This window comes from [Pseudomonas] carboxydohydrogena (assembly GCF_029030725.1).
GTDB lineage: Bacteria > Pseudomonadota > Alphaproteobacteria > Rhizobiales > Xanthobacteraceae > Afipia > Afipia carboxydohydrogena.
Window position 1 is genome coordinate 3,145,620 of record NZ_CP113162.1, and the last position, 25,897, is coordinate 3,171,516.

Genomic DNA, 25,897 nt, shown 5'->3' on the forward strand with positions numbered 1-25,897 from the left:
CCCGGACGGCAGCACAGTCTCCGTCCATCGCTGTCCTGAAGGCGCGTCCTGACGCCGACGAGACACTCACCCTGATCCTCTCCCGTCTCGATGACATGAAGGCGGAAGATACGGTCACCATCGACCTTCGCGGCAAGTCCTCCATCACCGACTACATGGTCGTCACCACCGGACGGGTGAACCGTCACGTCGGCGCGATCGCGGAGAATGTTGCCAAGGGTCTGAAGGAAAGCGGGATCGAAGCGCCGCACATCGAAGGGCTCGCCAATTGCGATTGGGTGCTGATCGATTCTGGCGACGTGATCGTGCACGTTTTCCGGCCGGAGGTTCGCGAGTTCTACAATCTCGAGAAGATGTGGACCTCGGAGAAATCGGCGAAGAAGGCGCGTTAAAACCGGCGAGGCGTCGCCGGCGCGTATGGAGTGATCTTGCCCGTCACGCGCGGGGATACCTTCTTCGCGCTCTTGAGAACGGGCGGCTCACGGCACATCCGATATAGTTTTCAATAAAGAGACGGCCCGTCCGACCGCCTCTTTATTAGCTTTGAAGCCTGTCAGCGGCCAAAGTGATAATTGACGCCGAGCCGAACAAGGTCGCCGGTGTTCTTGATGCTAAAAGCCGACGAGGTATTCGCCAGCATGACCGTTTTGCTGCCCATGTCGTAATGCAGGTATTCGGCCTTCACCGACCACTGGTTTGCAAACGCGTATTCCCAACCACCGCCAAGCGTCCATCCAGCCTGCGTCCCGGTCGGCGGGCTGATGAAATTGCTGAAGCTTACAACCTGGCTGTTGAAGTCACCCCACGCGGCGCCGCCTGTCACGTAAAGCAGATTGACGCCCGATGCGAAGCCGAACCTGCCGCGAAGCGTCGCAATGTAACTGCCGTTAGTGGTGATGAAAGTATCGAGGTCTCCCGCATTGTAGAGGCCTGCACCTTTCAATCTCAATGTGCCGATGTCGCCTTCGACACCAGCCATCCAGCTACCGAACTGATAGTTGTATCCGGCCTGACCGCCGCCATTGAAGGATGACGGGCTGGTCGAGAACTGCCCACCGATTTGGTACCACGGCACACCGCTGTAATCCGGCAGATCGGTCGCCTGGGTTTTAGCCCAACCGTAGCCGACGTAACCGCCAGCATAAAATCCACTCCAGTCGTAAACCGAGGGGGCGGGAGCCTTATATGAAGGCCCCCGGGCAGGCAGATCCGCCGCATGCGCGGCCCCACAGGTGAATGCAATCGCAAGTCCGGCAAGAATTCTTTTCGACACGACCTATTCTCTCCGATTCCAAATCGGAGAAGATGGTAGCGGCTGGCGAAGCAGCGCTCTTGGACTGGGCGCGACCGGACCCGGACTGGACGCGCATCTTCCCTCTTTTTGAACCGGCTGTTACATCAAAGCGACATATATCGTAGCGGGATTTTTTTGAGATCTTTTAAGAACACAGCCTGTCAGGTCGGCAATGCAACATATCGTTTTCAACTCGACAGAATTGCCCGGCAACGAAAGCTTGCGCAAAAATCGATGGATCGAACAGCTCTCCTCGGGATATGTGCGTTTGAATGCAGATCCGGTGAAGGATACTCCGTTCTGCGGTGAACTGCGGATAGCCGCGTTGAAACAGGTGGCTGTCGGAACGATTGAGGGGACCGTCGAGGCCGTCCGGAGAACGGCGCGGGAAATTGCACTGGAGGATACCGACAACCTTGTCCTTCTGTGCAATGCCGGCGAGGCACCGATGCGCATCACGCAAAACGGCGCGGCGGTTGATCTGTCCAAAGGCGGGTCGGTTCTGATCGAGCAATCACGACCGTCAGCAATCATCACCCCGTACGGGAAATGCCGCCTGCTTGCACTTCAGGTTCCCCGCTCATGGTTACGCGCGCGTCTGCCGGCCATAGAGACCCAAGTTATGACGCCAATCATCCGTTACTCAGCAGCACTTGGTCTTGCGCAAGCTTACGCCAATGCCTTGCTGCAGAGTAGCAGCGCCTCTCCAGGCCTCATCGCAACTTATGCGCCGGACCACATTGCCGACCTGATGGCGGCAGCCATCGCGCAGGATCATCCTGAAACGGGCAAGGCAGGCGTGCGCGCCGCACGGCTTCGCGCTCTCAAGGACGATATCGCCATCTATCTAGGATCGCAGTCCCTGTCCGCCTCTGACCTTGCGGCACGGCACGGCATCTCTGTGGCTTACGTGCGTAAGCTGTTTTCCACGAGCGGGACGAGCTTCAGCGATTTCGTGCTCGCCGAGCGGCTCGGTCGCACCTACCGCATGCTGCGCGATCCCCGCTTTGCTTCTCGTCCGATCAGCGCCATCGCCTATGAGGTCGGTTTCAGCGATCTTTCCTATTTCAACCGTACGTTTCGCAGGCGCTACAACGCGACACCTTCCGACGTCCGCGCGGGTGCGCGCTGATTCCAGAATGCGCGGGGTCGTGATAAGACCATGCCATGCGTCTTCTCGTCATCGCCATTGGCCGCCTCAAACAGGGTCCTGAACGCGAGCTTGCCGAGCGTTACCGCGAACGCTTCGAAAGCCTTTCGCGCAAACTCGGTTTCCGCGGCCTCGACATCCACGAAATCCCCGAAAGCCGCCACGCCGACGCCGCAGGACGCATCGCCGAGGAGGCGCAGGCCATCGCCGCGCATATTCCCGACGGCGCGATGGTGCTGGCGCTTGATGAGCGCGGCGACAATCTCGACAGCACGACACTTGCCAGCCATCTTGGGCGCTGGCGCGACGATTCGGTGCCCTGCGCGGTATTCCTGATCGGCGGCGCCGACGGGCTGTCCACGGAATTGAGCCGCCGCGCCAAGGTCCGTCTCGCCTTCGGCAAGGCGACGTGGCCGCACCAGATCGTGCGTATCCTACTCCTGGAGCAGATCTACCGGGCCGGAACGATCCTGTCCGGTCACCCGTATCACCGGGCCTGACGGAGGCCAGTTTGATTCTCAACCCGCGCAAATCGTCCGGTGTCTTTCGGCTCTGCGGCCTCGCGCTCGCCGCGTGCCTCGGGGCGACAGGCGTGCGCGCGCAGACACCGGCCCCACCATCGCCCGCGCCCGATCAGGCCGCGCTCGACCAGCGCAATCAGGAACTGGAGGCGCTGCGCGCCAAGCAGAAGGAAGCGGCGGACGCGCAGCAGCGGCTGAAGGACGAGATCGCCGCGATCGGGCAGGACCGCACCAAGCTCAACCAGCAACTGATCGACACCGCCGCGCGCATCCGCGCCATCGAGGCCAACATCAGCGACAGCGAGGGCCGCATCCGCCCGCTCGACGCGCGCGAGGCCGAGATCAGGCTATCGCTGGAAACGCGGCGCGACCGGATCGGCGAAGTGCTCGCGGCCCTGCAACGCGCGGGCCGCCGCGCGCCGCCCGCGCTTCTGGTGACGCCGGAGGATTCGCTGCAATCGCTGCACACCGCGATGCTGCTCGGCGCGACCGTGCCGGAAATGCGCGCCCGCGCGCTCAAGCTCGCGGGCGACCTCGGCGAACTCATTCAGGTGCGCAAAAACATCTCGGAGGAGCGCGATCGCCTCAAAGCCGAACGCGACAAGCTCACGACCGACAACACCCGGCTCGCAGCCCTGATCGACGAACGGCAGAAGAAGCAATCGGATGCCGAGCGCGACATGGCAGCAGAGAAGAGCCGCGCCGCCGAGTTGGCCAGGCAGGCCGGCAGCCTGCAAGACCTGATTGCCAAAATGGAACAGGACATCAAGAGCGCGGCCAGGGCGGCGGCGGCCGCGGAATTGAAGGGAACTCCGCCTTCCGTCAACGGAAAGCCTAATTTGCGCGGCATGCAGGACCCCGCGCGCCTGAGTCCGGCGATCGCCTTTGCTGCGGCAAAGGGGTTGTTGCCTCTTCCGGTCAACGGCACGAAGATTCGCAATTATGGCGGGCCGGATGGCAATGGCGGGCAGGAAAGGGGCATTTCAATCGCAACCCGCCCCGGCGCACAGGTCACAACTCCGTGTGACGGCTGGGTAGTCTATGCGGGGCCGTTTCGGAGCTACGGACAACTCTTGATCCTCAATGCGGGCGGCGGGTATCATGTCCTGATCGCCGGAATGGACCGTATTTCGGTCAATATTGGCCAGTTTGTACTGACGGGGGAGCCGGTGGCGACGATGGGATCACAGTCTCAGGTCGCCTCCATTCTGGCAGCGCCATCGAGCCAACCCGTTCTCTATATCGAGTTCCGGAAAGACGGGGCTCCGATCGATCCAGGCCCATGGTGGGCCGCAAAGGAAGGCGAAAAGGTTCGCGGATGATGCGCAAGACTTCTCTCATTCTTCTCAGCGCCGCAGCCGGCGCTGCCGCGACCCTTCTGGTGACCCAGCCCCGCGCTTCGCTGATGGGTACCTCGGCGCGCGCCGCCGCCGCCGACACCTACCGCCAGCTCAATCTGTTCGGCGACGTGTTCGACCGCGTCCGCAGCGACTACGTTGAGAAGCCGGACGACAAGAAGCTGATCGAGAGCGCCATCAGCGGCATGCTGACCGGCCTCGACCCGCACTCCAGCTACATGGACGCGAAGAGCTTCAAGGACATGCAGGTGCAGACCCGCGGCGAGTTCGGCGGGCTCGGCATCGAAGTCACGATGGAAGACGGCCTCATCAAGGTGGTATCGCCGATCGACGATACCCCGGCCTCGAAAGCGGGCATTCTCGCCAACGACATCATCACCAATCTCGACGACGAGGCCGTGCAGGGTCTCACCCTCAATCAGGCCGTCGACAAGATGCGCGGCCCGGTCAACACCAAGATCAAGCTGAAGATCATCCGCAAGGGTCAGGACAAGCCGATCGAAGTGACGCTGACGCGCGATAACATCCGCGTCCGCGCGGTGCGCGCGAAGGTGGAGGATGGCGACATCGCCTACATCCGCATCACCTCCTTCAACGAGCAGACCACCGAGGGCCTGAAGAAGGAGATGGCCAATCTCCAGCAGCAGATCGGCACCGACAAGGTGAAGGGCTACATCCTCGACCTGCGCAACAACCCCGGCGGCTTGCTCGAAGAAGCCGTCTCCGTATCCGACGCCTTCCTCGATCGCGGCGAGATCGTCTCGACGCGCGGCCGTAACGCCGAAGAAACCCAGCGCCGCACCGCCAAGCCCGGCGACCTCGCCAAGGGCAAACCCGTCGTCGTGCTGATCAACGGCGGCTCCGCCTCCGCTTCCGAAATCGTCGCGGGCGCGCTTCAGGACCAGAAACGCTCGACCACCATCGGCACGCGCTCGTTCGGCAAGGGCTCGGTGCAGACCATCATCCCGCTCGGCTCGGGCAACGGCGCGCTGCGGCTCACCACCGCGCGCTACTTCACGCCGTCGGGCAAGTCGATCCAGGCCAAGGGCATCACCCCCGATATCGAGGTGATGCAGGACGTGCCGGACGAGTTGAAGGCCAAGACCGACACCAAGGGCGAAGCCTCGCTGCGCGGCCACCTCAAGGCCGACGGCCAGGAGGAAACCGGCTCGCAGTCCTACGTGCCGCCGGACGAAAAGAACGACAAGGCGCTGCACACCGCCATCGATCTTCTGCATGGCATCAAGCACAACGCCGCCAATACGACGACCCCGCCGGCGGCCGACAAGGCCAAGGCTGCGAACTAAGAAGGCGGCGAACCAAGGTTCTCCGCATCGCGATCAAAAAGGCGGCCGCTACGGCCGCCTTTTTTATTTCCGGCCCATTCATCGGAGACATTATGACCAGCGAAAAGCAGAAGATGATCGCGGGCGAACTGTATCTGCCCGGCGACCCCGAGATTCAGGCCGACACCGCCGCCAACCAGCAATGGCTCGCGCGCTACAATGCGATGATGGGCAGGCCCGCCGCCGAACGGCTCGCGGTGTTGCGCGAGCGGATTACGGCAGGCGACGGATGCGTCGTGCGCCCGCCGTTCCATTGCGATTACGGCTTCAACATCCGCCTCGGCACCGGCGTGTTCATGAATTTCAACTGCGTCATCCTCGACGTCACCCACGTCACCATCGGCGACCGCACCCAGATCGGCCCAGCGGTCCAGATCTACGCCGCCGACCATCCGCGCGATCCGGTTCAGCGCCGCGACGGCTACGAATTCGCCCGGCCGGTCGCCATCGGTTACGATGTCTGGATCGGCGGCGGCGCGATCATCCTGCCCGGCGTCACCATCGGCGATAACGCCATCATCGGCGCGGGCAGCGTGGTGACCCGCGACGTTGCCTCTGGCGCCACAGTCGTCGGCAATCCCGCAAGGGCGGCCACCCGCAAGGCCTGAAGCCTGCGGCCAGGCGAGGCTATCCCATCCTCTCATGGTAGAATTCGGCGGATGATTCGCAGGGTTCCCCGACGTGACCGATGACCTGAGCGCGCCGCTGGGGCAGACCACGCCGCGCAAGCGCCGCTTCCGCCTGCCCTTTACCGCGCCGCAGGCGATCGCCACGGTCTGCGGCCTGTTCTTGCTGGCGTTCCTGGGCTTCGTCATTTTCGGCCGCGATCCGATGGGCGGCGAGCCGGTTGTCGTCGCCAAATACGATCCGGCCAAGCTGCCGGGCGCAAACCAGTCCGCGATCCCCTCCGCAGCCCCGGCCGCGCCGGCAGGCGCCCCGAACGGGCAGAAGACCGTCACCATCATCGACGGATCGAGCGGCGAGCGCCGCGAGATGAAAGTCGGCGACGACGGAATGCCCGCCGGAGCCAGCCTCGATGCCGATGCGCCGGCGATGATGAGCGGCATCAACCAGCGGCTTCTGGAGAATACCCGCTACGGCATGGTGCCGGTCGCAGCCGATGGCCTGAAGCCGTGGCGGGTCTATGCCACCGGAACCGACCTGCAACGCGCCCGTGCCGCCACCACGCCGACGATCTCCATCGTGATCGGCGGGCTCGGCGTCGGCGCCGCCAAGACCAACGACGCCATCGTGAAGCTGCCCGCGGCGGTGACGCTGGCCTTCACGCCCTATGGCTCCGACCCCGGCAAGCTCGTGGAGCGCGCCCGCGCCCGCAAGCACGAAGTGCTGCTGCAACTCCCGATGGAGCCCTATGACTATCCGGACAACGATCCCGGCCCGCAGACCCTGCTCGCCACCGCGGGCCCCGAGCAGAACGTGGACCGGCTGATGTGGCTGATGAGCCGCTTCCAGGGTTATGTCGGGCTCACGAATTTCATGGGGTCGCGCTTCCTCGTCACCGACTCCGCGATGCAGCCGATCATCCAGCAGGCGGCCAAGCGCGGCCTCGCCTGGCTTGACGACGGCAGCGTGCCGCGCAGTCTGGCCGGCCAGCTCGCGGGCGCGCAGGGCGTTCCTGCCGCGACGGCGGATGCCGTGGTCGATCAGGTTCCGACCACCGCCGAGATCGACAAGAGCCTCATGAAGCTCGAAACGCTGGCGCGCGAGCGCGGCAGCGCGGTCGGCATGGCCTCCGCATTGCCGATTTCAATCGAGCGGATCGGAGCATGGGCGCAACGCCTTGAGAGCCGGGGCATCCTTTTGGTGCCGTTGACAACGACCCTGATGAAATCAAAATCCAGCTAATCTCCCGATTTGTCGCAAGTTTGCGCGGCAAACCGGCCACGGAACCAACTGAAGGCCTGTACGATGTCGCGTTACGATGATCTGCCCTACCGGAGTTGCGTCGGCATCATGCTTCTGAACGCGAAGGGACTGGTCTTTATCGGCCGGCGCATCGGCGGTCCTGAGCATGTCGACCAGGCGCATGGCTGGCAGATGCCGCAGGGCGGCATCGATCCCGGCGAGGATCACTGGGCTGCCGCGCGTCGCGAGCTTTTCGAGGAGACCAATGCGCGCTCGGTGGAAAAGCTCGCCGAGGCCTCCGACTGGCTGACCTACGACATTCCGCGCACCATCGCAGGCCGAGCCTGGAAGGGCCGCTTTCGCGGGCAGCGGCAGAAATGGTTCGCGATCCGCTTCACCGGCGAGGACAGCGAGATCAACGTCGTCTCGCCGGCCGGACACAAGCCCGAATTCATCGACTGGCGCTGGGAGCCGATGGAGAACCTTCCCGATCTCGTGGTGCCCTTCAAGCGCCCGGTCTATGAGCAGGTGGTGAAGAAATTTTCCCGCTTCGCGGGGAAATAATTTTGCCTGACCAACAAAAAAGCCCCGCCAAAGCGGGGCTTTTTGATTTTCAAAATGCGAGCCTCAGTGCATGCCGGTCGAGGTGATGCGCTGCTGGATGACCTTGAAGTGGTCGAGCCGCGAGATCGCGCGATCGAGCGCGCTGCCCGGCTCATTGTCCTTCAGGTTTTCTTCCATATCCTCGATCTGCTTGGCGAACGCCACGCGATCCAGTTCGGCCAGCGACGTCGCCGTGTCGGCCAGCACCGTCAGCCCCTTGTCGGACACTTCCGCAAGGCCGCCGAGCACGATGATCTTCTCGTTCTTGCCGCCGACGGTCACCGTGAGGATGCCCGGACGAATGCTCGCCACCAGCGGCGAATGACCCGCCAGCACGCCGAAGTCACCCTCGACGCCCGGAACATCGACCTGCTCGACTTCACCGGAAAAGGCGATCTTCTCCGGCGAGACGAGATCGAAGTGGAAGGTGTTGGCCATCGTGATTACGCCGCTTCCGCTGCGAGCTTCTTGCCCTTCTCGACGGCTTCCTCGATGGTGCCGACCATATAGAAGGCCGCTTCCGGCAGGTGATCGTACTTGCCTTCGCAAAGACCCTTGAAGCCCTTGATGGTGTCGGCGAGTTCGACGAACTTGCCCGGCGAACCGGTGAAGATTTCGGCGACGTGGAACGGCTGCGACAGGAAGCGCTCGATCTTGCGGGCGCGCGCGACCGTGACCTTGTCGTCTTCCGACAATTCGTCCATGCCGAGAATGGCGATGATGTCCTGCAACGCCTTGTAGCGCTGAAGGATCTGCTGCACCTGACGAGCGACCGCGTAGTGCTCGTCGCCGACAACCAGCGGCGACAGCATGCGCGAGGTCGAGTCGAGCGGGTCCACCGCCGGGTAGATTCCCTTTTCAGCGATCGAACGGTTGAGCGTCGTGGTCGCGTCCAAGTGCGCGAACGAGGTCGCAGGCGCCGGGTCGGTCAAGTCGTCGGCCGGAACGTAAATCGCCTGGATCGAGGTGATCGAGCCCTTGGTGGTGGTGGTGATCCGCTCCTGCAGCGCGCCCATGTCGGTGGCGAGCGTCGGCTGGTAGCCCACCGCCGAAGGAATACGGCCCAAGAGCGCCGACACTTCCGAACCCGCCTGCGTGAAGCGGAAGATGTTGTCGACGAAGAACAGCACGTCCTGACCCTTGTCGCGGAAGTCTTCCGCGATGGTGAGGCCGGAGAGAGCGACGCGGGCGCGGGCGCCCGGCGGCTCGTTCATCTGGCCGTACACGAGGGCGCACTTCGATCCTTCGCCGCCGCCCTTCTTGTTCACGCCGGATTCGATGAACTCGTGATAGAGGTCGTTGCCTTCGCGGGTACGCTCGCCGACGCCGGCGAACACCGAATAACCGCCGTGAGCCTTGGCGACGTTGTTGATCAGTTCCTGAATGAGCACGGTCTTGCCGACGCCCGCGCCGCCGAACAGGCCGATCTTGCCGCCCTTCGCATACGGAGCGAGAAGGTCGACGACCTTGATGCCGGTGACGAGAATTTCAGCGTCGGTGGACTGCTCGGTGTAGGCCGGCGCTTCCTGATGGATCGCGCGGGTGCCTTCCGCCTTGACCGGACCGCCTTCGTCCACCGGCTCGCCGATGACGTTGATGATGCGGCCGAGCGTGCCCTCGCCGACCGGCACCTTGATCGGTGAGCCGGTGTCGGTGACTTCCTGGCCGCGCACCAGACCCTCGGTGGTGTCCATCGCGATCGCGCGCACGGTGGATTCGCCGAGATGCTGCGCGACTTCGAGAACGAGGCGGTTGCCCTGGTTCTTGGTTTCGATCGCGTTCAAAATCGCCGGCAGATAGCCGTCGAACTGCACGTCGACGACGGCGCCGATGACCTGCGTGATGCGTCCGACCTGGTTGGCGGGTTGGGCCATGGAAACTCTCTCCTTGATAACTTAGACGGCGGTCAGCTTGACGGGCACATTGCCCTTGGTCGCCTTCGAATACGGACAAATCGTGTGAGCATCCTCGATCAGGGCCTGAAGCTTGGCCTTGTCGGCGCCCGGCAGGGCGACTTTCAGTTCAGCGGCGAGCGAGAACGCGCCGTCGTTGACGTTGAGGGTCACGTCGCAGGTCACTTTCGCGGCCTGACCGTCGAGGCCGTGCTTCTTGGCGAGCACGAGAATCGCCTGACCGAAACAGGCCGACCAGCCGAGCGCGAACAACTGCTCGGGATTGTGACCGTCGCCGTTGCCGCCGAGTTCCTTGGGCAGCGCCATCGCCAGCGCGAGGCCGCCATTGTCGAGAACGGCGCGGCCGTTGCGGCCGCCGGAAGTCGTTGCCTTGGTCGAATAGGACATGGCGATCTCCTCAGATTGCCTCGGCGCCGGAGATGATTTCGATCAGTTCCTTCGTAATCATCGCCTGTCGGGTGCGGTTGTAGATCAGGGTCTGCTTCTTGATCATGTCGCCCGCGTTGCGGGTGGCGTTGTCCATCGCGCTCATCTGTGCGCCGTAGAACGAGGCGTTGTTTTCCAGAAGCGCGCGGAAAATCTGGATCGCGAGATTGCGCGGCAGAAGGTCGGCGAGAATCTCGTTCTCTTCCGGTTCGTAATCGTAGACGGCGGACGCCGACGCTGCGGTCTCCTGCTTGGCCTCGACCACCAGCGGGATCACCTGCTGCGCGGTCGGCACCTGCGCGATCACCGACTTGAACTGCGCGTAGAACAGCGTGGCGACATCGAATTCGCCCGCCTCGTACATCGTGACGATCTTCCTGGCGATCTCTTCGGCGTTCTTGTAGCCGAGCACCTTCACGGAGCGCAGCTCCATGTGGCCGACGATCTGCTTTTCGAACTGGCGGCGAAGCTGCTCGTAGCCCTTGCGGCCGACGCAGAAGAACTTGACCTCCTTGCCCTGATTCATCAGGGCAAGCGCGCGCTCGCGGGCGAGGCGCACGATGGAGGAGTTGAACGCGCCGGAGAGGCCACGCTCGCCGGTGCAGACCAGCAGAAGCTGAACCTGATCGCGGCCGGTGCCGGTCAGCAGCAACGGCGCGCTGTCGGAGCCAGCCGCCGCGCTCGCGATATTGGAGATCACCGCATCCATGCGCTCGGCATAAGGCCGCGCGGCTTCGGCTGCGGTCTGCGCGCGGCGCAGCTTGGAGGCCGCGACCATCTGCATGGCCTTGGTGATCTTCTGCGTCGCCTTGGTCGAGGCGATGCGGACACGCATGTCCTTGAGCGAAGCCATTCTCTCTATTTCACTCCGGCAATCAGACCATCGATCCGATCGTTAAGACGTCCTGCCACTTCAAAGAATGGCCGGAACAAGTCCGGCCATGACACTTACGCGAACGACTTGGCGAAGCCGTCGACCACGCTCTTGAGCTTGGCGGCGCTGTCGTCCGACAGATCCTTCGAGTCGCGGATCGCGTTGAGAAGATCGATGTGCTTGCCGCGCAGAAGCGACAGCAGGCCGTCCTCGAACGCGCGCACCTTGTTGAGCGGCAGCGCATCGAGATAGCCGTTGGTGCCGGCCCAGATCACGGCGACCTGCTCTTCCATCTTCAGCGGCGAGAACTGCGGCTGCTTCAGGAGTTCGGTCAGGCGCGAACCGCGGTTCAGGAGGCGCTGGGTCGAAGCGTCGAGATCGGAGCCGAACTGCGCGAACGCCGCCATTTCGCGGTACTGCGCGAGCTCGCCCTTGATCTTGCCGGCAACCTTCTTCATCGCCTTGGTCTGCGCCGACGATCCGACGCGCGACACCGACAGACCGACGTTCACCGCCGGGCGGATGCCCTGGAAGAACAGATCGGTTTCGAGGAAGATCTGGCCGTCGGTGATCGAGATCACGTTGGTCGGAATGTAGGCCGACACGTCGTTGGCCTGGGTCTCGATGACCGGCAAAGCGGTCAGCGAGCCGGAGCCGAGGCTGTCGTTCAGCTTCGCCGAACGCTCCAGGAGGCGGGAGTGCAGGTAGAACACGTCGCCCGGATAGGCTTCGCGGCCCGGCGGGCGGCGCAGCAACAGCGACATCTGACGGTAGGCGACGGCCTGCTTGGACAGATCGTCATAGATGATGACGGCATGCATGCCGTTGTCGCGGAAGTACTCGCCCATGGTGCAGCCGGTGAACGGCGCGAGATACTGCATCGGCGCGGGGTCCGAGGCGGTCGCGGCGACGACGATGGAATATTCCAGCGCGCCCTGCTCCTCGAGAACCTTCACGAACTGCGCGACGGTCGAACGCTTCTGGCCGATCGCGACGTAAACGCAATACAGCTTCTGGCTTTCCGGCGCGCCCGCGACGTTGAGCGGCTTCTGGTTGAGGATGGTGTCGAGCGCGATCGCGGTCTTGCCGGTCTGACGGTCGCCGATGATCAGCTCGCGCTGGCCGCGGCCGACGGGAATAAGAGCGTCCACAGCCTTGAGGCCGGTCGCCATCGGTTCGCTGACCGACTTGCGCGGAATGATGCCGGGGGCCTTGACGTCGACGCGCTTGCGCTCGGTCGCCTGGATCGGGCCCTTGCCGTCGATCGGATTGCCGAGAGCGTCAACGACGCGGCCGAGAAGTCCCTTGCCGACCGGCGTATCGACGATGGCGCGGGTGCGCTTGACGGTCTGGCCTTCCTTGATCTCGCGGTCGGCGCCGAAAATAACGATACCGACGTTGTCGCTTTCAAGGTTCAGCGCCATGCCGCGCGTGCCGTTCTCGAACTCGACCATTTCGCCCGCCTGGACGTTGTCGAGACCGTAGACGCGGGCAATGCCGTCGCCGACGGAGAGAACCTGACCGACCTCGGAAACTTCGGCTTCCTGGCCGAAATTCTTGATCTGGTCCTTGAGGATTGCGGAAATTTCCGCGGCGCGGATGTCCATCAGCCTGCCTCTTTCATCGCGTTCTTGATCGAATTGAGTTTGGTGCGAAGCGAACTATCGACCATGCGGCTGCCGAGCTTGACGATAAGCCCGCCGATGATCGAGGGATCGACATTCACGTTGAGATCGACGTCCTTGCCTGTCACTGACTTCAGCGAAGCCTTCAGCGCGTCGAGATTCTTGTCGTTGAGCGGTTCGGCGACGGTGACGTCCGCCGTGGCTTCGCCACGGAATTTCGCCACCAGTACGCGGAACGCGCGGATCACGTCATTCACCGCGAACAGGCGGCGATTGGCGGTCAAAACTCTCAGGAAATTGGCGGCGATGCCGCCGATGCCGGCCTTGGCGAGCACGGCGTCGAGCGCCTTGCCCTGCTCCTGCGCGGTGAAAACCGGGCTGCGCACAAGCCGCGTCAGATCGGCGTTCTCGGCGAGCAGGCCGGCGAATCTGTCGATGTCGGCACGGACCGAATCAATGGATTTCTGGTCCCGTGCCAGTTCGAAAAGGGCAGTGGCGTACCGTCCGGCCACGCCTGAAACTGAGGTATCGTCAGTAGCCACGAAATGCTCTTCTGCTGTTGAAGGTCCCAAGAAAAAACCATCGCCGCTGGACAGGCGCCATGAGTTCGCGCCAAGCGATGTAAGTCCTTGAGATTCAAGCTGGACTTCGATTTCCGATCGAACCGATAAATTCAGCATCGTGAAATCGCGCGCTTGCTAACATAGGGCGCTGGCAGGCGCAATATGACCATAACCACCAGTCGAAAATCGAAAGTCGCAGACGCCCGCGATCCGAAGGCTGATCCGGCGCGATGGCCGAAGTCGCGAGTCTGAAGCCCGCCGCCATGCAGAGCATCCCGTTCAGCTCATGCCGATATGCAAAATAGCTATGGCTGGAGCCCTTAATCCCGCTTTGCCGCTTACTGCGCGAGACCGGATTTTAACTTGGCTATTGAGTATATATTCTCACTTAATCGTATATCTAATGTATAGATAAAGTATCTATACATTACTCAGGCTAATCGCCTTGTTTTCTCCAAATATGTGAAGGAGTACGGAACTTAATCAAGCGCCCTGCTTATGCCTTATTGATCGAAGAACCAGCCGACAGGCGAACAATGGCCATCTATAGCCTGCTCGCTGGATGGATAAACAGGCATAAGGACGACTTGATGTTGAGATCTTCGAGGAAGGCGCCGCGCGCAACCTCTGCGATTCGGAATACCTCGCTGGCCGCTTTCTCGGTGGTTTGTGTTCTCGGTCTCAGCACCCAGGCAAGCGAAGCCCGCAGTCACAAGAAGTCCTGGCGCGAAGCCAACGCTTCCCTCGACGTCCCGTTATCCACGCGTCATTCCGGCCGCACGTTTTCCGGCATGGCCTCCTATTACGGCAACGAGTCGGGCAGCCGCACCGCCTCCGGCCAGCGCTTCAATCAGAACGCCATGACCGCCGCGCACCGCACCCTGCCCTTCGGCACCCGCCTCAAGGTCACCCATGGCGGCCGCAGCGTCGTCGTGACGGTCAACGATCGCGGCCCGTTCATCCGCGGCCGCGTGCTCGACCTCTCCAAGGGTGCCGCGCACGCCATCGGCCTCACCGGCCGCGGCGTCGGCCGGGTGGTCGCGGAAGTTCAGTAAGTGTTGCGTCTGCGTAAGTTGAGTTGAGTATGAGTAAGAGCCGGCGCGAATGCCGGCTCTTTCATTTTGAGGAAAGCGCTATGTCCCGCGTCATTCCGGACATTGAGATTCCGGGTTCGCTCGCAAGCGCTCGCGCCCCGGAATGACTAGCCCTTACAAAAAGCTCTGCGGATCGATATCGACTTCGAGCGTGAGGCTGCCCTTGGTCTTCGGCGCTTCCGCGAGCCACGTCCGCAGATAGCCCGACAAATCGAACCCGCGCGACGATTTCACCAACAGGCGAAAACGATAGCGCCCCTTGATGACGGCGAGCGGCGCTTCCGCCGGCCCCAGCACCACGACATGCTCGTCGCGCGGCGCAAGGCTTGCGAGCTTGCGCGCGAAGCCCTCCGCATCGGGCCGGTTCAAAGCCGAAACGATCAGCGCCGCGAGCCGGCCGAACGGCGGATACCCCGCGCGCTCCCGCGCCTCGATCTCGCTGTCGTAGAACGCCTCGCGGTTAGAGGCGACCAGTGCCTTCATCACCGGATGCTCGGGTTGATGCGTTTGCAGATAGCCGACGCCGCGCCCCTGCTCGCGCCCGGCGCGTCCGATCACCTGATTGAGCAACTGAAAGGTGCGTTCGGCGGCACGCGGATCGCCATTGCCGAGCCCGAGATCGGCATCGACCACGCCAACCAGATTGAGGCGCGGAAAGTTATGTCCCTTCGCCACCAGTTGCGTACCGATGATGATATCGACGCGGCCTTCCGCGATCTCGTTGAGTTCGGAGCGCATCGTCTCGATGTCGGTGATGAGGTCGCTGGAGAGGACCATGGTGCGCGCTTCGGGGAAAAGACTCGCGGCTTCTTCCTGCAAGCGCTCGACGCCGGGACCGATAGCGGCGAGCGATTCTTCCGCACCGCATTGCGGGCACAAGCGCGGGCGCGGCATCGAGAACCCGCAATGATGACAGACGAGCCGCTGGCGGAAACGATGATCGACCAGCCAGGCATCGCAGATGTTGCACGAGAAACGATGGCCGCAGGCCCGGCATAATGTCAGCGGCGCGTAGCCCCGGCGGTTGAGGAACAGCAACGCCTGCTCCTTGCGCTCCACCGCGAACTTCACCGCTTCCGCGAGCGGCGGCGAGATGAAGCGCCCGCGCTGCGGGCCTTCGCGCTTGAGATCGATCGCCTCGATATGCGGCATGTGCTGGCCACCGAAACGTTGCGGCAGCGCGATGCGCCGGTAGCGCCCGGTGCGCGCGTTCACTTCGGTCTCGACCGATGGCGTTGCCGACGACAACACCACCGGAATCTTCGCGATGTGTCCGCGCACCACCGCCATGTCGCGGGCATGATAATGCGCGCCGTCGCTCTGCTTGTAGGCCTGATCGTGCTCCTCATCGACCACGATCAATCCAAGATCCGCGTAAGGCAGAAACAATGCCGAGCGCGCGCCGACCACGACCTGCGCTTCGTTGTTGGCGACCGCGAGCCAGTTGCGCGCGCGCGTGCGCGGGGTCAGCTCCGAATGCCATTCAACGGGCCGCACGCCGAAGCGTTGCGCGAAGCGTTCGAGGAATTGCCCCGTCAGAGCGATTTCCGGCATCAGGATCAGCGCCTGACGTTTCTTGCGGATGATCTCGGCAACCGCCTCGAAATAGACTTCGGTCTTGCCAGAGCCCGTCACGCCGTCGATCAGCGCGACCGCGAAATCGTCCTGTGCGGCAAGCGCGCGCATCTTCGCGGCGGCTTCGCCCTGCTCGGGGGAAAAATCCGGCTCGGCGAATGAAGGGTCCGGCGATTGCATCGGTTTTTCGCGCGGCATCGGCTCGACCGCGAGCGTGCCTTCATCGACAAGTCCGTCGATCACCGACGCGCTGACGCCTGCCTCCTGCGCGGCTTCGGATTTCGCGCGCAGCAACCTGTCCGAGAGCAAATCGAGCACGCGCGCGCGGGCCGCCGTCATCCGCTGCGGCGGATCGCCAACGCGACGCACGCCGAGGCGCACGCGCTCGGGGCCGAGATGCTCGCCCATCCGCAGCGTCATCCGCGCCACCATGCCGCGCGAGGCCAGCGTGTAGTTCGACACCCAATCGACGAACCGGCGCAGTTCCTCGCGCAGCGGCGGCACGTCGAGCTTGTGGCTTACATCCTTCAGCCGGTTGTGCAGGCGGGGATCGGGATTGGCATTGTCGCCCCAGACCACCGCTGTCACTTCGCGCGCCGCGAGCGGCACGGTCACGACATCGCCGATCGCGAGATCGAGGCCATCAGGCACGCCATAGGAATAGGTCTGGTTCAGCGCCACCGGGACGAGGACTTCGACAACTCGTCTGGGCATGAGGGCTTTCCGGCGTGGCGATTTAACAAAGGATAAACGGCCCGGTGTGAGTATCGCAACCGCGCGGCGGCCGCCATCCTTCGGGGTTGAGCCTTGCCACGATATCCCGGCGAGCGATTCTCGCCTTCACTTAATATATGTCAGGCGGCATGCCGAAGCCAAAACGCGACCGAGACACGATCCTGCCCGCCACCGCCGACATTGCGGCCGAGGCGGCGCGCTGGCTCGCGCATCTGAAAAGCGAGCGGCGGCTGTCGCCCAAGACGCTGGAAGCCTATGAGCGCGACTTGCGCCAGTGCCTGACGTTTCTGGCGGAGCATTGGGGCAAGCCGGTCTCGCTGAAAGCCTTCGCCGCCATCGAGGCAAGCGACGTGCGCGCCTTCATGGCGTCGCGACGCGCCGACGACATCGGCGGGCGCTCCCTGATGCGCGCGCTCGCGGGCCTGCGCTCGTTCGGCCGGTTTCTCGAGCGCGAAGGCAAGGGCAAGGTCGGTGCGCTGTCCGCGATCCGCGCGCCGAAGATTTCAAAGACGCTGCCGAAGCCGCTCGCCGTCTCCGCCGCGCGCAACCTGACCGACGCCGACATCCGCGCGGGTGAGGATCGTCCGCCATGGATCTGGGCACGCGACGCCGCCGTGATGGCGCTGCTGTATGGCTCCGGCCTGCGCATTTCCGAAGCGCTCGGGCTCAACCGCCGCGACATTCCCGAGCCGGGACGCGGCGACGTCATTACGGTGACGGGCAAAGGCAACAAGACGCGGATGGTGCCGGTGCTGCAAGGCGTGCTGGAGGCCGTGCAGGATTATATCGCCCAGTGCCCCTATCCGCTCGCGCCGGAAAAACCGGTGTTCGTCGGCGCGCGCGGCGGACCATTGTCGCCCCGCATCATCCAGTTGACGATGGAGCGGCTGCGCGGCGCGCTCGGCCTGCCCGACAGCGCCACGCCGCATGCGTTGCGCCACTCGTTTGCGACACATTTATTGTCGCGCGGCGGCGACCTGCGCGCCATTCAGGAATTGCTCGGCCACGCCTCGCTCTCCACCACCCAGATCTATACTGGCATCGACGCCGAACGGCTGATGGACGTCTACCAGAGCGCCCACCCCCGCGCCTGACCTCCCCGCAAAATTCCCCTGAATGAACCCGCCCTGAACAATGTATCGTGCGGGCTTTTTAAAAAATCCGTGTCCATCGCCCGGTGGTCTTGCGCCGGTCACGGCCTTGGTTCAATCGTGGCGCATCATAGCGGAGAATCATCGATGAGCGCTCATGAGAGCATGGAACACGCCGAGCATGCCGAACATGCATCCGGCTCCAACAAGAAGATCGCCCTTCTGATCGCGATCATCGCGTTGTGCCTCGCCTTTTCCGAAACGCTCGGCAAGAGCGCGCAGACCGAGGCCATCAGCAAGAACGTCGAGGCCGCCAACCTCTGGGCCTTCTTCCAGGCGAAAAGCATCCGCCGCACCCAGGTGCAGACCGCCGTCGAACAGTTGAAGGTCACAAGCGACTCGTCCTCCGACGAGGCGCTGAAAACCGCCGCAGCCAAGCAGATCGAAATCTGGCAGAAGACGGCGGCGCGTTACCGCTCCGAACCGGAGACCGGCGAAGGTTCCGAGCAACTGGCCGCGCGCGCCAAGCATGCCGAGCACGACCGCGATCTCGCCTCGGCCCGCTATCATCATTTTGAACTCGCCTCGGCGGCGTTCCAGATCGGCATCGTGCTGGCCTCGGCCACCATCATCACCGGCATGATGGCGCTGGCCTGGGGGTCGGGCCTTCTGGCGCTGATCGGCATCGGCTTCACCGCGATCGGTGTGTTCGCGCCGCATGCGGTGCATTTGATGTAAAAAAGGCCGCGGAAGGAAATCCTGCCGCGACCTTTTTAATCTCAAACGCCGTTCGCGCGCTCACATATGAATGGCGCGCTTGGCGACCGCCATCGCCGCTTCCTTCACGGCTTCGGAACGGGTCGGGTGCGCGTGGCAGGTGCGCGCGAGATCTTCCGCCGCGCCGCCGAATTCCATCAGCACCGCGCATTCGTGGATCATCTCGCCCGCTTCCGCGCCGATGATGTGCGCACCTAATACGCGATCCGTCTTGGCGTCGGCGAGAATTTTCACAAAACCATCGGTGGTCTGGTTCACCTTGGTGCGGCCATTGGCGGTGAACGGAAATTTCCCGACATTGTAGGCGACGCCCGCCTGCTTGAGGTCTTCCTCGGTCTTGCCGACCGAGGCCACTTCCGGAGAGGTGTAGATCACACTCGGGATCACGTCGTAATTGGTGTGACCGGCCTGCCCCGCGAGAATTTCCGCCACCGCGACGCCTTCGTCCTCCGCCTTGTGCGCGAGCATCGGCCCGGCGATGCAATCGCCGATGGCGTAGATGCCCTTCACGTTGGTCGCAAGATGGGCGTCGGTCTTGATACGGCCGCGCTGATCCAGCTCAACACCTGCTTCCTTCAGGCCGAGACCATCGGTGTAGGGCACGCGGCCGATCGCGACCAGCACCACATCGGCCTCCAGTGTTTCGCTCTTGCCGCCTGCCGCGGGCTCGATGTTCACCTTCAGCGTCTTGCCGGAGGAATCGACTCCGGTCACTTTGCTGCCGAGCTTGAATTCGAAGCCCTGCTTCTCGAGGATGCGCTGGAACGACTTCGCGATCTCGCCATCCATGCCCGGAATGATGCGGTCGAGGAATTCGACCACGGTGACCTTGGCGCCGAGGCGCCGCCACACCGAGCCGAGTTCGAGGCCGATCACGCCCGCGCCGATCACCAGCATCTTTTCCGGCACCTTCTCGAGCTTCAGCGCGCCGGTGCTTGAGACGATACGCTTCTCGTCGATCTCGACGCCCTTCAGCTTCGCGACATCCGAGCCGGTGGCGATGACGATGTTCTTCGTCTCCAGCACCTGCGTCTTGCCGTCCGCGCCCTTGACCTCGACCTTGCCGGGCGCGGCGATGCGGCCGGTGCCGGTGAAGGTCTCGATCTTGTTCTTCTTGAACAGGAAGCCGACGCCCTTGACGTTGCCGTCGACGCCGTCGTCCTTGAACTTCATCAGCGCGGCCATATCGAGCTTCGGCGCACCGACGCCGACGCCCATCTTCGGCAGCATGTGGGCCGCTTCCTCGAAGCGCTCGGACGCGTGCAACAGCGCCTTGGACGGAATGCAGCCGATGTTGAGACAGGTGCCGCCGAAGGTCGGGTTCTTCTCGACCACCGCGACCTTCATGCCGAGCTGTGCCGCGCGGATCGCGCAGACGTAACCGCCGGGGCCGGTGCCGATAACGACGAGATCGAAAGACATGAGAGACAACTCCGAACGAGCTTTTCATCGTCGGGGCCGGTTTGCCCCAACCATCCGCATCGAGACATGAACGCCCGGCACGAGACCGGACGCGATGGAAAAGGCAATTACAGATCGAGCACGAGCCGCGCCGGGTCCTCGAGGTTTTCCTTGACCCGCACAAGGAAGGTCACCGCTTCCTTGCCGTCGATGACGCGGTGATCGTAGGACAGCGCTAGATACATCATCGGGCGGATCTCGATCTTGCCGCCGACCACGACCGGCCGTTCCTGGATCTTGTGCATGCCGAGAATGCCGGCCTGCGGCGCGTTGAGGATCGGCGTCGACATCAGCGAGCCGTAGATGCCGCCATTGGTGATGGTGAAGGTGCCGCCCTGCATCTCATCGATCTTGAGCTGGCCGTCGCGCGCGCGCCTGCCGAAATCGGCGATCGTCGTCTCGATCTGCGCGATCGACTTGTGATCGCACTCGCGCACCACCGGCACCACAAGGCCCTTGTCGGTGCCGACCGCGACACCGACGTGATAATAGTTCTTGTAGACGAGGTCGGTGCCGTCGATCTCGGCGTTGACGGCGGGCACCTCCTTCAGCGCCTGCACGCAGGCCTTCACGAAGAAGCCCATGAAGCCCAGCTTGGAATGGTGCTTCTTCTCGAACAGGTCCTTGTAGTGCGCGCGCAGCGCCATGACGTTGGTCATGTCGACCTCGTTGAAGGTCGTCAGCATCGCGGCGGTGTTCTGCACGTCCTTGAGGCGGCGCGCGATGGTCTGGCGCAACCGCGTCATCTTCACCCGCTCCTCGCGCGCGGCGTCGTCGGCCGGCGAAGGCGCGCGGACCTGCAACGAGGCGGCGGGCTGGTTGATCGGCGTCGGCGACGAGGCCGCCTTCTCGATCGCGGCCATCATGTCGCCCTTGGTGACGCGGCCATCCTTGCCGGAGCCGGGCACAGTCCCCGCATCGATGCCGCTCTCGGCCGAGAGCTTGCGGACCGAGGGAGCCTGCGGCGCATCGGCGGGCGGGGATTTCTGCGCCGGAGCGGGTGCGGCAGCCGCCGGAGCGGCGGCCTTCGCGGGGGCCGGTTCGGCGGCTTTCGCAGCGGCGGGCTTGCCCGCGCCTTCGGTGATCTGGCCGAGCAGCGCGCCGACCGCGACCGTCTCGCCATCCTTGGCGACGATCTCGCCCAGCGTGCCGGCGGAGGGCGCCGGCACCTCGATGGTCACCTTGTCCGTCTCCAGTTCAACGAGCGGTTCATCGACGGCGACGGCATCGCCGGTCTTCTTGAACCAGCGGCCAATGGTGGCCTCGGTGACGGATTCGCCGAGTGTCGGAACGCGGATTTCAGCCATGTCTTGCCCTTTTTGCGTTTTCGGCGGCAGGTGCCGCCAACGCGATCAAAAAAACGACAAGGCGGCGCAAAGGCACCGCCTTCAAAATTGTCTCAGCCGAGCGCCTCGTCAAGGAACGCCTTCAACTGGGCGAGATGCTTCGACATCAACCCGGTCGCGGTCGCGGCGGCGGCGGCACGTCCGGCATAACGCGGACGCTTGTTCGCCGCACCGATCTGATTGAGCACCCACTCCAGATACGGCTCGATGAAGTGCCAGGCGCCCATGTTGCGCGGCTCTTCCTGGCACCAGACAAACTCCGCGCCCTTGAAGCGTTCCAGCACCTGCACCATCGTCTTCAGCGGCACCGGATAAAGCTGTTCGATGCGCAGCAGATAGATATCGTCGATGCCGCGCTTCTCGCGCTCCTCGAGAAGATCGTAATAGACCTTGCCCGAGCAGAGGATGACGCGGCGAATCCTGGCGTCCTCCACCAGCTTGATCTCGCCGCCCGCCTCAGCGTCGTCGCGCAGGATGCGGTGGAACGAGGTGTCGGCCCCGAACTCCTCGAGTTTCGACACGGCGCGCTTGTGCCGCAGCAGCGACTTCGGCGTCATCAGGATCAGCGGCTTGCGGAATTCGCGCGCGAGCTGACGCCGCAGGACATGGAAATAATTCGCGGGCGTGGTGAGGTTGGCGACCTGGATATTGTCTTCCGCGCACATTTGCAGGAAGCGCTCCAGACGCGCCGATGAATGCTCCGGCCCTTGCCCTTCATAGCCATGCGGCAGCAGACAGACGAGGCCGGACATGCGCAGCCATTTGCGCTCGGCCGAGGAAATGAACTGGTCGAACACCACCTGCGCGCCATTGGCGAAATCGCCGAACTGCGCTTCCCACGCCGTCAGCGTGTTCGGCTCGGCCAGCGAGTAGCCGTATTCGAACGCAAGCACCGCCTCCTCGGACAACGCGGAGTTGATGACCTCGTATTGGCCGACCTTGCCGCCGAGATGGTTGAGCGGCGTGTAGCGGCTCTCGTCCTGCTGGTCGAACAGCACCGAGTGACGCTGCGAGAACGTGCCGCGCTCCGAATCCTGCCCCGACAGGCGGACATTGTGGCCGTCGCGCATCAGCGAGGCGAACGCCAGCGCCTCGCCGGTCGCCCAGTCGATGCCCTCGCCGCTATCGATCGCCTTGGCGCGGTTTTCAAGGAACCGCTGCACCGTGCGATGCAGGTGGAAGCCCTCGGGCGCCACGGTGATCTTGTTGCCGATGTCCTTGAGCTGTTCGAGCGGCACGCCGGTGATCACGCGGCCCGGTTCGACGCCGGCCTCGGACGATTTGAATCCGGTCCACTTGCCATCGAGCCAGTCGGCCTTGTTCGGCTTGTAGCCCCCGCCGGCCTCAAGCTCGGCATCGAGCCGCGCGCGCCAATCGGCCTTGGCCTTATCGACCTCGCCCTCGGTCACCACGCCATCGGCGATCAGCCGCCTGGAATAGATATCGAGCGTGGAGGGGTGCTTGCCGATCTTGGCGTACATCACCGGCTGGGTGAACGCAGGCTCGTCGCCTTCGTTGTGGCCATGCCGGCGGTAGCAGAACATGTCGATGACGACCGGCTTGTGGAATTTCTGCCGGAATTCGACCGCGACCTTGGCGGCGAACACCACCGCTTCGGGATCGTCGCCGTTGACGTGGAAGATCGGCGCGTCGATCATCTTCGCCACGTCGGAGGGATACGGCGAGGAACGCGAGTAACGCGGATAGGTGGTGAAGCCGATCTGGTTGTTGACGATGAAATGCAGCGAACCGCCGGTGCGATAGCCCTTCAGGTCCGACAGCGCGAAGCATTCCGCCACCACGCCCTGTCCCGCGAACGCCGCGTCGCCATGCATCAGGAGCGGCAAGACCGAGAGCCGCTCCGGGTCCTCGTTCTGGTCCTGCTTGGCGCGGGTCTTGCCGAGCACCACCGGATCGACGATCTCGAGATGCGACGGGTTCGCCGTCAGCGACAGGTGGACCTTGTTGTTGTCGAACTCGCGATCGGATGAGGCGCCGAGGTGATATTTGACGTCGCCCGAGCCTTCGACTTCGTCGGGATTGGCGGAGCCGCCCTTGAATTCATGAAACAGCGCGCGGTGCGGCTTGCCCATCACCTGTGTCAGGATGTTGAGACGTCCACGATGCGGCATACCGAACACGATGTCGCGCACGCCGAGATTGCCGCCGCGCTTGATGATCTGTTCGAGCGCGGGAATGAGAGCCTCACCGCCGTCGAGACCGAACCGCTTGGTGCCGGTGAACTTGAGGTCGCAGAACTTCTCGAAGCCTTCGGCTTCGACGAGCTTCATCAGAATCGCGCGGCGGCCTTCGCGGGTGAAGCTGATTTCCTTGTCCGGACCTTCGATGCGTTCCTGAATCCATGCCTTCTGCTCCGGGTTGGAGATGTGCATGAATTCGACGCCGAGCGTCTGGCAGTAGGTGCGCTCGCAGATCGTGACGATCTCGCGCAGCGAGCCATATTCGAGGCCAAGCACATGATCGAGGAAGATCTTGCGGTCGTAATCGGCGTCGGTGAAGCCGTAGGATTTCGGATCGAGTTCTTCGTGCCCGATCTGCTCCTGAATGCCGAGCGGATCGAGATTGGCATGGAAATGACCGCGCATGCGATAGGCGCGGATCAGCATCAGGGCGCGAACCGAATCGCGCGTCGCCTGCAAGATGTCCTGCGTGCCGGTGCCGCCGGCCGGCGTGGCGGTGGCCGCGCGCTTGGCGATCTTGTCGCCCATCACCTTTTCGACCTGCGCCCAGTTGCCGTCGAGCGCGTTGGTCAGATCGTCGCTGGGCGACAGCGGCCAGTTCGGCTTTTCCCACGACGGGCCGCGCGCATTCTTCTCGACGTCGGCGGGAGCGTCATTGAGGCTTTTGAAGAACGACTGCCATTCAGGATCGAGCGAGGAAGGGTCCGTCTCGTAGCGGGCGTACATCTCGTCGATGTAGGTGGCATTGGCGCCGTCGAGGAAGGAAGTAAGAGCGAAATTGGCGTTCGCGTCCTGGCGGGACATATCGCGTCCTGATGGGCTGGATACAGCAAGAAAACTGAACCTTGCGTTCAGTTCTGCTGCATCGATGTGATCCTCGCACTCTGTACGCTATTTGAGGCAAAAGTTCGCGAAGAAACGACACAAGATATGAATTTGAAATTCGTATTATGCGGTATTTATATTCTGGTGTTTTAAATACCAGATGACGAATTCTCATAAGAAAACGGCCGGGCAATACCCGGCCGTTTGACATTCTGGAAACGTGCGGCGCGACGCCGCGCTTTCGCGATCTGCGACTTATTTTCCGAGCAGATCAGGTGCGATTTTTTTGCAGGCGTCGGTGAGGGTCTGCACGGCCTCGACCGACTTGTCGAAGGCTTCGCGGTCCTTGCCCGTCAGCTCGATTTCGACGACGCGCTCGACACCCTTGGCGCCGATCACCACCGGCACGCCGACATAGGTGTCCTTCACGCCGTACTCGCCGTTGAGATAGGCCGCGCACGGCACCACCCGCTTCTTGTCGCGCAGATAGCTTTCCGCCATCGCGATGGCGGACGCCGCCGGCGCATAGAAAGCCGAGCCGGTCTTGAGCAGGTTGACGATCTCGGCGCCGCCGTTGCGGGTGCGGGTGACGATCTCGTCGATCCGCGCCTGCGAGGTCCAGCCCATCTTCACGAGGTCCGGCAGCGGGATGCCCGCGACGGTGGAATAGCGCGTCAGCGGCACCATGGAATCGCCGTGACCGCCGAGCACGAACGCGGTGACGTCCTCGACCGAAACATTGAACTCGTCGGCGAGGAAATAACGGAAGCGCGCCGAATCCAGCACGCCGGCCATGCCGACCACTTTCTTCGCGGGCAGCTTGGACGCCTTCTGCAACGCCCACACCATCGCGTCGAGCGGGTTGGTGATGCAGATCACGAAGGCGTCGGGGGCGTATTTCGAAATGCCCGCGCCGACCTGTTCCATCACCTTGAGATTGATGCCCAGAAGATCGTCACGGCTCATGCCGGGCTTGCGCGGCACGCCGGCGGTGACGATGCAGACATCCGCGCCCGCAAGCGCCTCATACGAATTGGTGCCTTTCATCTCGGCATCGAACCCGCTGATCGGCGAGGACTGCGCGATATCGAGCGATTTGCCCTGCGGGATGCCCTCGGCGATGTCGAACATCACGACGTCGCCGAGCTCTTTCAGGCCGACGAGATGGGCAAGGGTGCCGCCGATCTGGCCAGAACCGATCAACGCAATCTTGTTACGTGCCATGAGAATGTCCTTGTGAAGAAGGTGACGGG

The 25,897-nt window shown here is 63.2% G+C and carries 23 protein-coding genes; 11 read left to right on the forward strand and 12 right to left on the reverse strand.

Annotated elements, in window-relative coordinates:
• The first annotated feature begins 35 nt into the window (after positions 1-35).
• Positions 36-392 (forward strand): ribosome silencing factor, encoded by a 357-nt coding sequence (rsfS, locus tag AFIC_RS15220; protein ID WP_275248754.1) that lies wholly within the window; start codon positions 36-38, stop codon positions 390-392.
• A 161-nt stretch (positions 393-553) separates the two neighbouring features.
• On the opposite strand, the gene AFIC_RS15225 is transcribed toward rsfS, so the two are convergent.
• On the reverse strand, positions 554-1,273 hold the full coding sequence (locus tag AFIC_RS15225) for an outer membrane protein (RefSeq protein WP_275247052.1): 720 nt from the start codon (positions 1,271-1,273) through the stop codon (positions 554-556).
• Between the two features lie 193 nt (positions 1,274-1,466).
• Between AFIC_RS15225 and AFIC_RS15230 the strand changes: the two genes are divergently transcribed.
• The 7 genes from AFIC_RS15230 to AFIC_RS15260 all read left to right on the forward strand — a co-directional run bounded on the left by AFIC_RS15230 (position 1,467) and on the right by AFIC_RS15260 (position 8,099).
• Positions 1,467-2,426 carry a helix-turn-helix domain-containing protein gene (locus AFIC_RS15230; RefSeq protein WP_275247053.1) on the forward strand — a complete coding sequence of 320 codons (960 nt, stop codon included), beginning with the start codon at positions 1,467-1,469 and terminating at the stop codon, positions 2,424-2,426.
• 35 nt (positions 2,427-2,461) lie between these two features.
• Entirely contained in the window at positions 2,462-2,944 is a 483-nt protein-coding gene (gene rlmH, locus AFIC_RS15235) for a 23S rRNA (pseudouridine(1915)-N(3))-methyltransferase RlmH (RefSeq protein WP_275247054.1), read from the forward strand.
• An 11-nt stretch (positions 2,945-2,955) separates the two neighbouring features.
• Positions 2,956-4,287: a murein hydrolase activator EnvC family protein gene (locus AFIC_RS15240; RefSeq protein ID WP_420833345.1), complete on the forward strand. Its 1,332-nt coding sequence runs from the start codon at positions 2,956-2,958 to the stop codon at positions 4,285-4,287.
• Positions 4,284-5,630 carry a S41 family peptidase gene (locus tag AFIC_RS15245; protein ID WP_275247055.1) on the forward strand — a complete coding sequence of 449 codons (1,347 nt, stop codon included), beginning with the start codon at positions 4,284-4,286 and terminating at the stop codon, positions 5,628-5,630. Before AFIC_RS15240 ends, AFIC_RS15245 begins: the two co-directional genes overlap by 4 nt.
• A gap of 92 nt (positions 5,631-5,722) precedes the next feature.
• Positions 5,723-6,277: a sugar O-acetyltransferase gene (locus tag AFIC_RS15250; protein ID WP_275247056.1), complete on the forward strand. Its 555-nt coding sequence runs from the start codon at positions 5,723-5,725 to the stop codon at positions 6,275-6,277.
• A gap of 73 nt (positions 6,278-6,350) precedes the next feature.
• Positions 6,351-7,535 carry a divergent polysaccharide deacetylase family protein gene (locus tag AFIC_RS15255; protein ID WP_275247057.1) on the forward strand — a complete coding sequence of 395 codons (1,185 nt, stop codon included), beginning with the start codon at positions 6,351-6,353 and terminating at the stop codon, positions 7,533-7,535.
• 63 nt (positions 7,536-7,598) lie between these two features.
• A complete protein-coding gene (locus AFIC_RS15260; RefSeq protein ID WP_275247058.1) occupies positions 7,599-8,099 on the forward strand; it encodes an RNA pyrophosphohydrolase in 501 nt (166 codons plus the stop codon).
• Between the two features lie 63 nt (positions 8,100-8,162).
• On the opposite strand, the gene AFIC_RS15265 is transcribed toward AFIC_RS15260, so the two are convergent.
• The 6 genes from AFIC_RS15265 to AFIC_RS15290 form a co-directional block, all read right to left on the reverse strand.
• Positions 8,163-8,576 carry a F0F1 ATP synthase subunit epsilon gene (locus tag AFIC_RS15265; protein WP_275247059.1) on the reverse strand — a complete coding sequence of 138 codons (414 nt, stop codon included), beginning with the start codon at positions 8,574-8,576 and terminating at the stop codon, positions 8,163-8,165.
• A gap of 5 nt (positions 8,577-8,581) precedes the next feature.
• Positions 8,582-10,012, reverse strand: a complete 1,431-nt coding sequence (gene atpD, locus AFIC_RS15270; protein WP_275247060.1) for a F0F1 ATP synthase subunit beta — start codon at positions 10,010-10,012, stop codon at positions 8,582-8,584.
• A 21-nt stretch (positions 10,013-10,033) separates the two neighbouring features.
• The gene (locus AFIC_RS15275) at positions 10,034-10,438 is read right to left on the reverse strand and encodes an organic hydroperoxide resistance protein (RefSeq protein ID WP_002717544.1); all 405 of its coding nucleotides are present in this window, start codon (positions 10,436-10,438) and stop codon (positions 10,034-10,036) included.
• 10 nt (positions 10,439-10,448) lie between these two features.
• Positions 10,449-11,330: a F0F1 ATP synthase subunit gamma gene (locus tag AFIC_RS15280; protein ID WP_275247061.1), complete on the reverse strand. Its 882-nt coding sequence runs from the start codon at positions 11,328-11,330 to the stop codon at positions 10,449-10,451.
• 95 nt (positions 11,331-11,425) lie between these two features.
• The gene (atpA, locus tag AFIC_RS15285) at positions 11,426-12,958 is read right to left on the reverse strand and encodes a F0F1 ATP synthase subunit alpha (protein ID WP_275247062.1); all 1,533 of its coding nucleotides are present in this window, start codon (positions 12,956-12,958) and stop codon (positions 11,426-11,428) included.
• Positions 12,958-13,518 (reverse strand): F0F1 ATP synthase subunit delta, encoded by a 561-nt coding sequence (locus AFIC_RS15290; protein ID WP_275247063.1) that lies wholly within the window; start codon positions 13,516-13,518, stop codon positions 12,958-12,960. The genes atpA and AFIC_RS15290 overlap by 1 nt, the downstream gene beginning before the upstream one ends.
• 611 nt (positions 13,519-14,129) lie before the next feature.
• Here AFIC_RS15290 and AFIC_RS15295 point away from each other — a divergent pair.
• Positions 14,130-14,594, forward strand: a complete 465-nt coding sequence (locus tag AFIC_RS15295) for a septal ring lytic transglycosylase RlpA family protein (RefSeq protein WP_275247064.1) — start codon at positions 14,130-14,132, stop codon at positions 14,592-14,594.
• 153 nt (positions 14,595-14,747) lie between these two features.
• Here AFIC_RS15295 and AFIC_RS15300 read toward each other — a convergent pair whose 3' ends face one another.
• Complete coding sequence (locus AFIC_RS15300) at positions 14,748-16,922, reverse strand: primosomal protein N' (RefSeq protein ID WP_275247065.1); 2,175 nt, start codon at positions 16,920-16,922, stop codon at positions 14,748-14,750.
• A gap of 149 nt (positions 16,923-17,071) precedes the next feature.
• On the opposite strand from AFIC_RS15300, the gene AFIC_RS15305 reads away from it, so the two are divergent.
• A complete protein-coding gene (locus AFIC_RS15305; RefSeq protein WP_275247066.1) occupies positions 17,072-18,037 on the forward strand; it encodes a tyrosine recombinase XerC in 966 nt (321 codons plus the stop codon).
• Positions 18,038-18,181: 144 nt separating this feature from the next.
• Positions 18,182-18,772 (forward strand): DUF4337 domain-containing protein, encoded by a 591-nt coding sequence (locus AFIC_RS15310; protein WP_275247067.1) that lies wholly within the window; start codon positions 18,182-18,184, stop codon positions 18,770-18,772.
• 60 nt (positions 18,773-18,832) lie between these two features.
• On the opposite strand, the gene lpdA is transcribed toward AFIC_RS15310, so the two are convergent.
• From lpdA to mdh, 4 genes are all read right to left on the reverse strand, one after another.
• Positions 18,833-20,233 (reverse strand): dihydrolipoyl dehydrogenase, encoded by a 1,401-nt coding sequence (gene lpdA / locus AFIC_RS15315; protein WP_275247068.1) that lies wholly within the window; start codon positions 20,231-20,233, stop codon positions 18,833-18,835.
• 107 nt (positions 20,234-20,340) lie between these two features.
• Positions 20,341-21,579, reverse strand: a complete 1,239-nt coding sequence (gene odhB / locus AFIC_RS15320; RefSeq protein WP_275247069.1) for a 2-oxoglutarate dehydrogenase complex dihydrolipoyllysine-residue succinyltransferase — start codon at positions 21,577-21,579, stop codon at positions 20,341-20,343.
• Between the two features lie 92 nt (positions 21,580-21,671).
• Positions 21,672-24,623: a 2-oxoglutarate dehydrogenase E1 component gene (locus AFIC_RS15325; protein ID WP_275247070.1), complete on the reverse strand. Its 2,952-nt coding sequence runs from the start codon at positions 24,621-24,623 to the stop codon at positions 21,672-21,674.
• Positions 24,624-24,899: 276 nt separating this feature from the next.
• A complete protein-coding gene (mdh, locus tag AFIC_RS15330) occupies positions 24,900-25,868 on the reverse strand; it encodes a malate dehydrogenase (RefSeq protein WP_275247071.1) in 969 nt (322 codons plus the stop codon).
• Between the last annotated feature and the right edge of the window lie 29 nt (positions 25,869-25,897).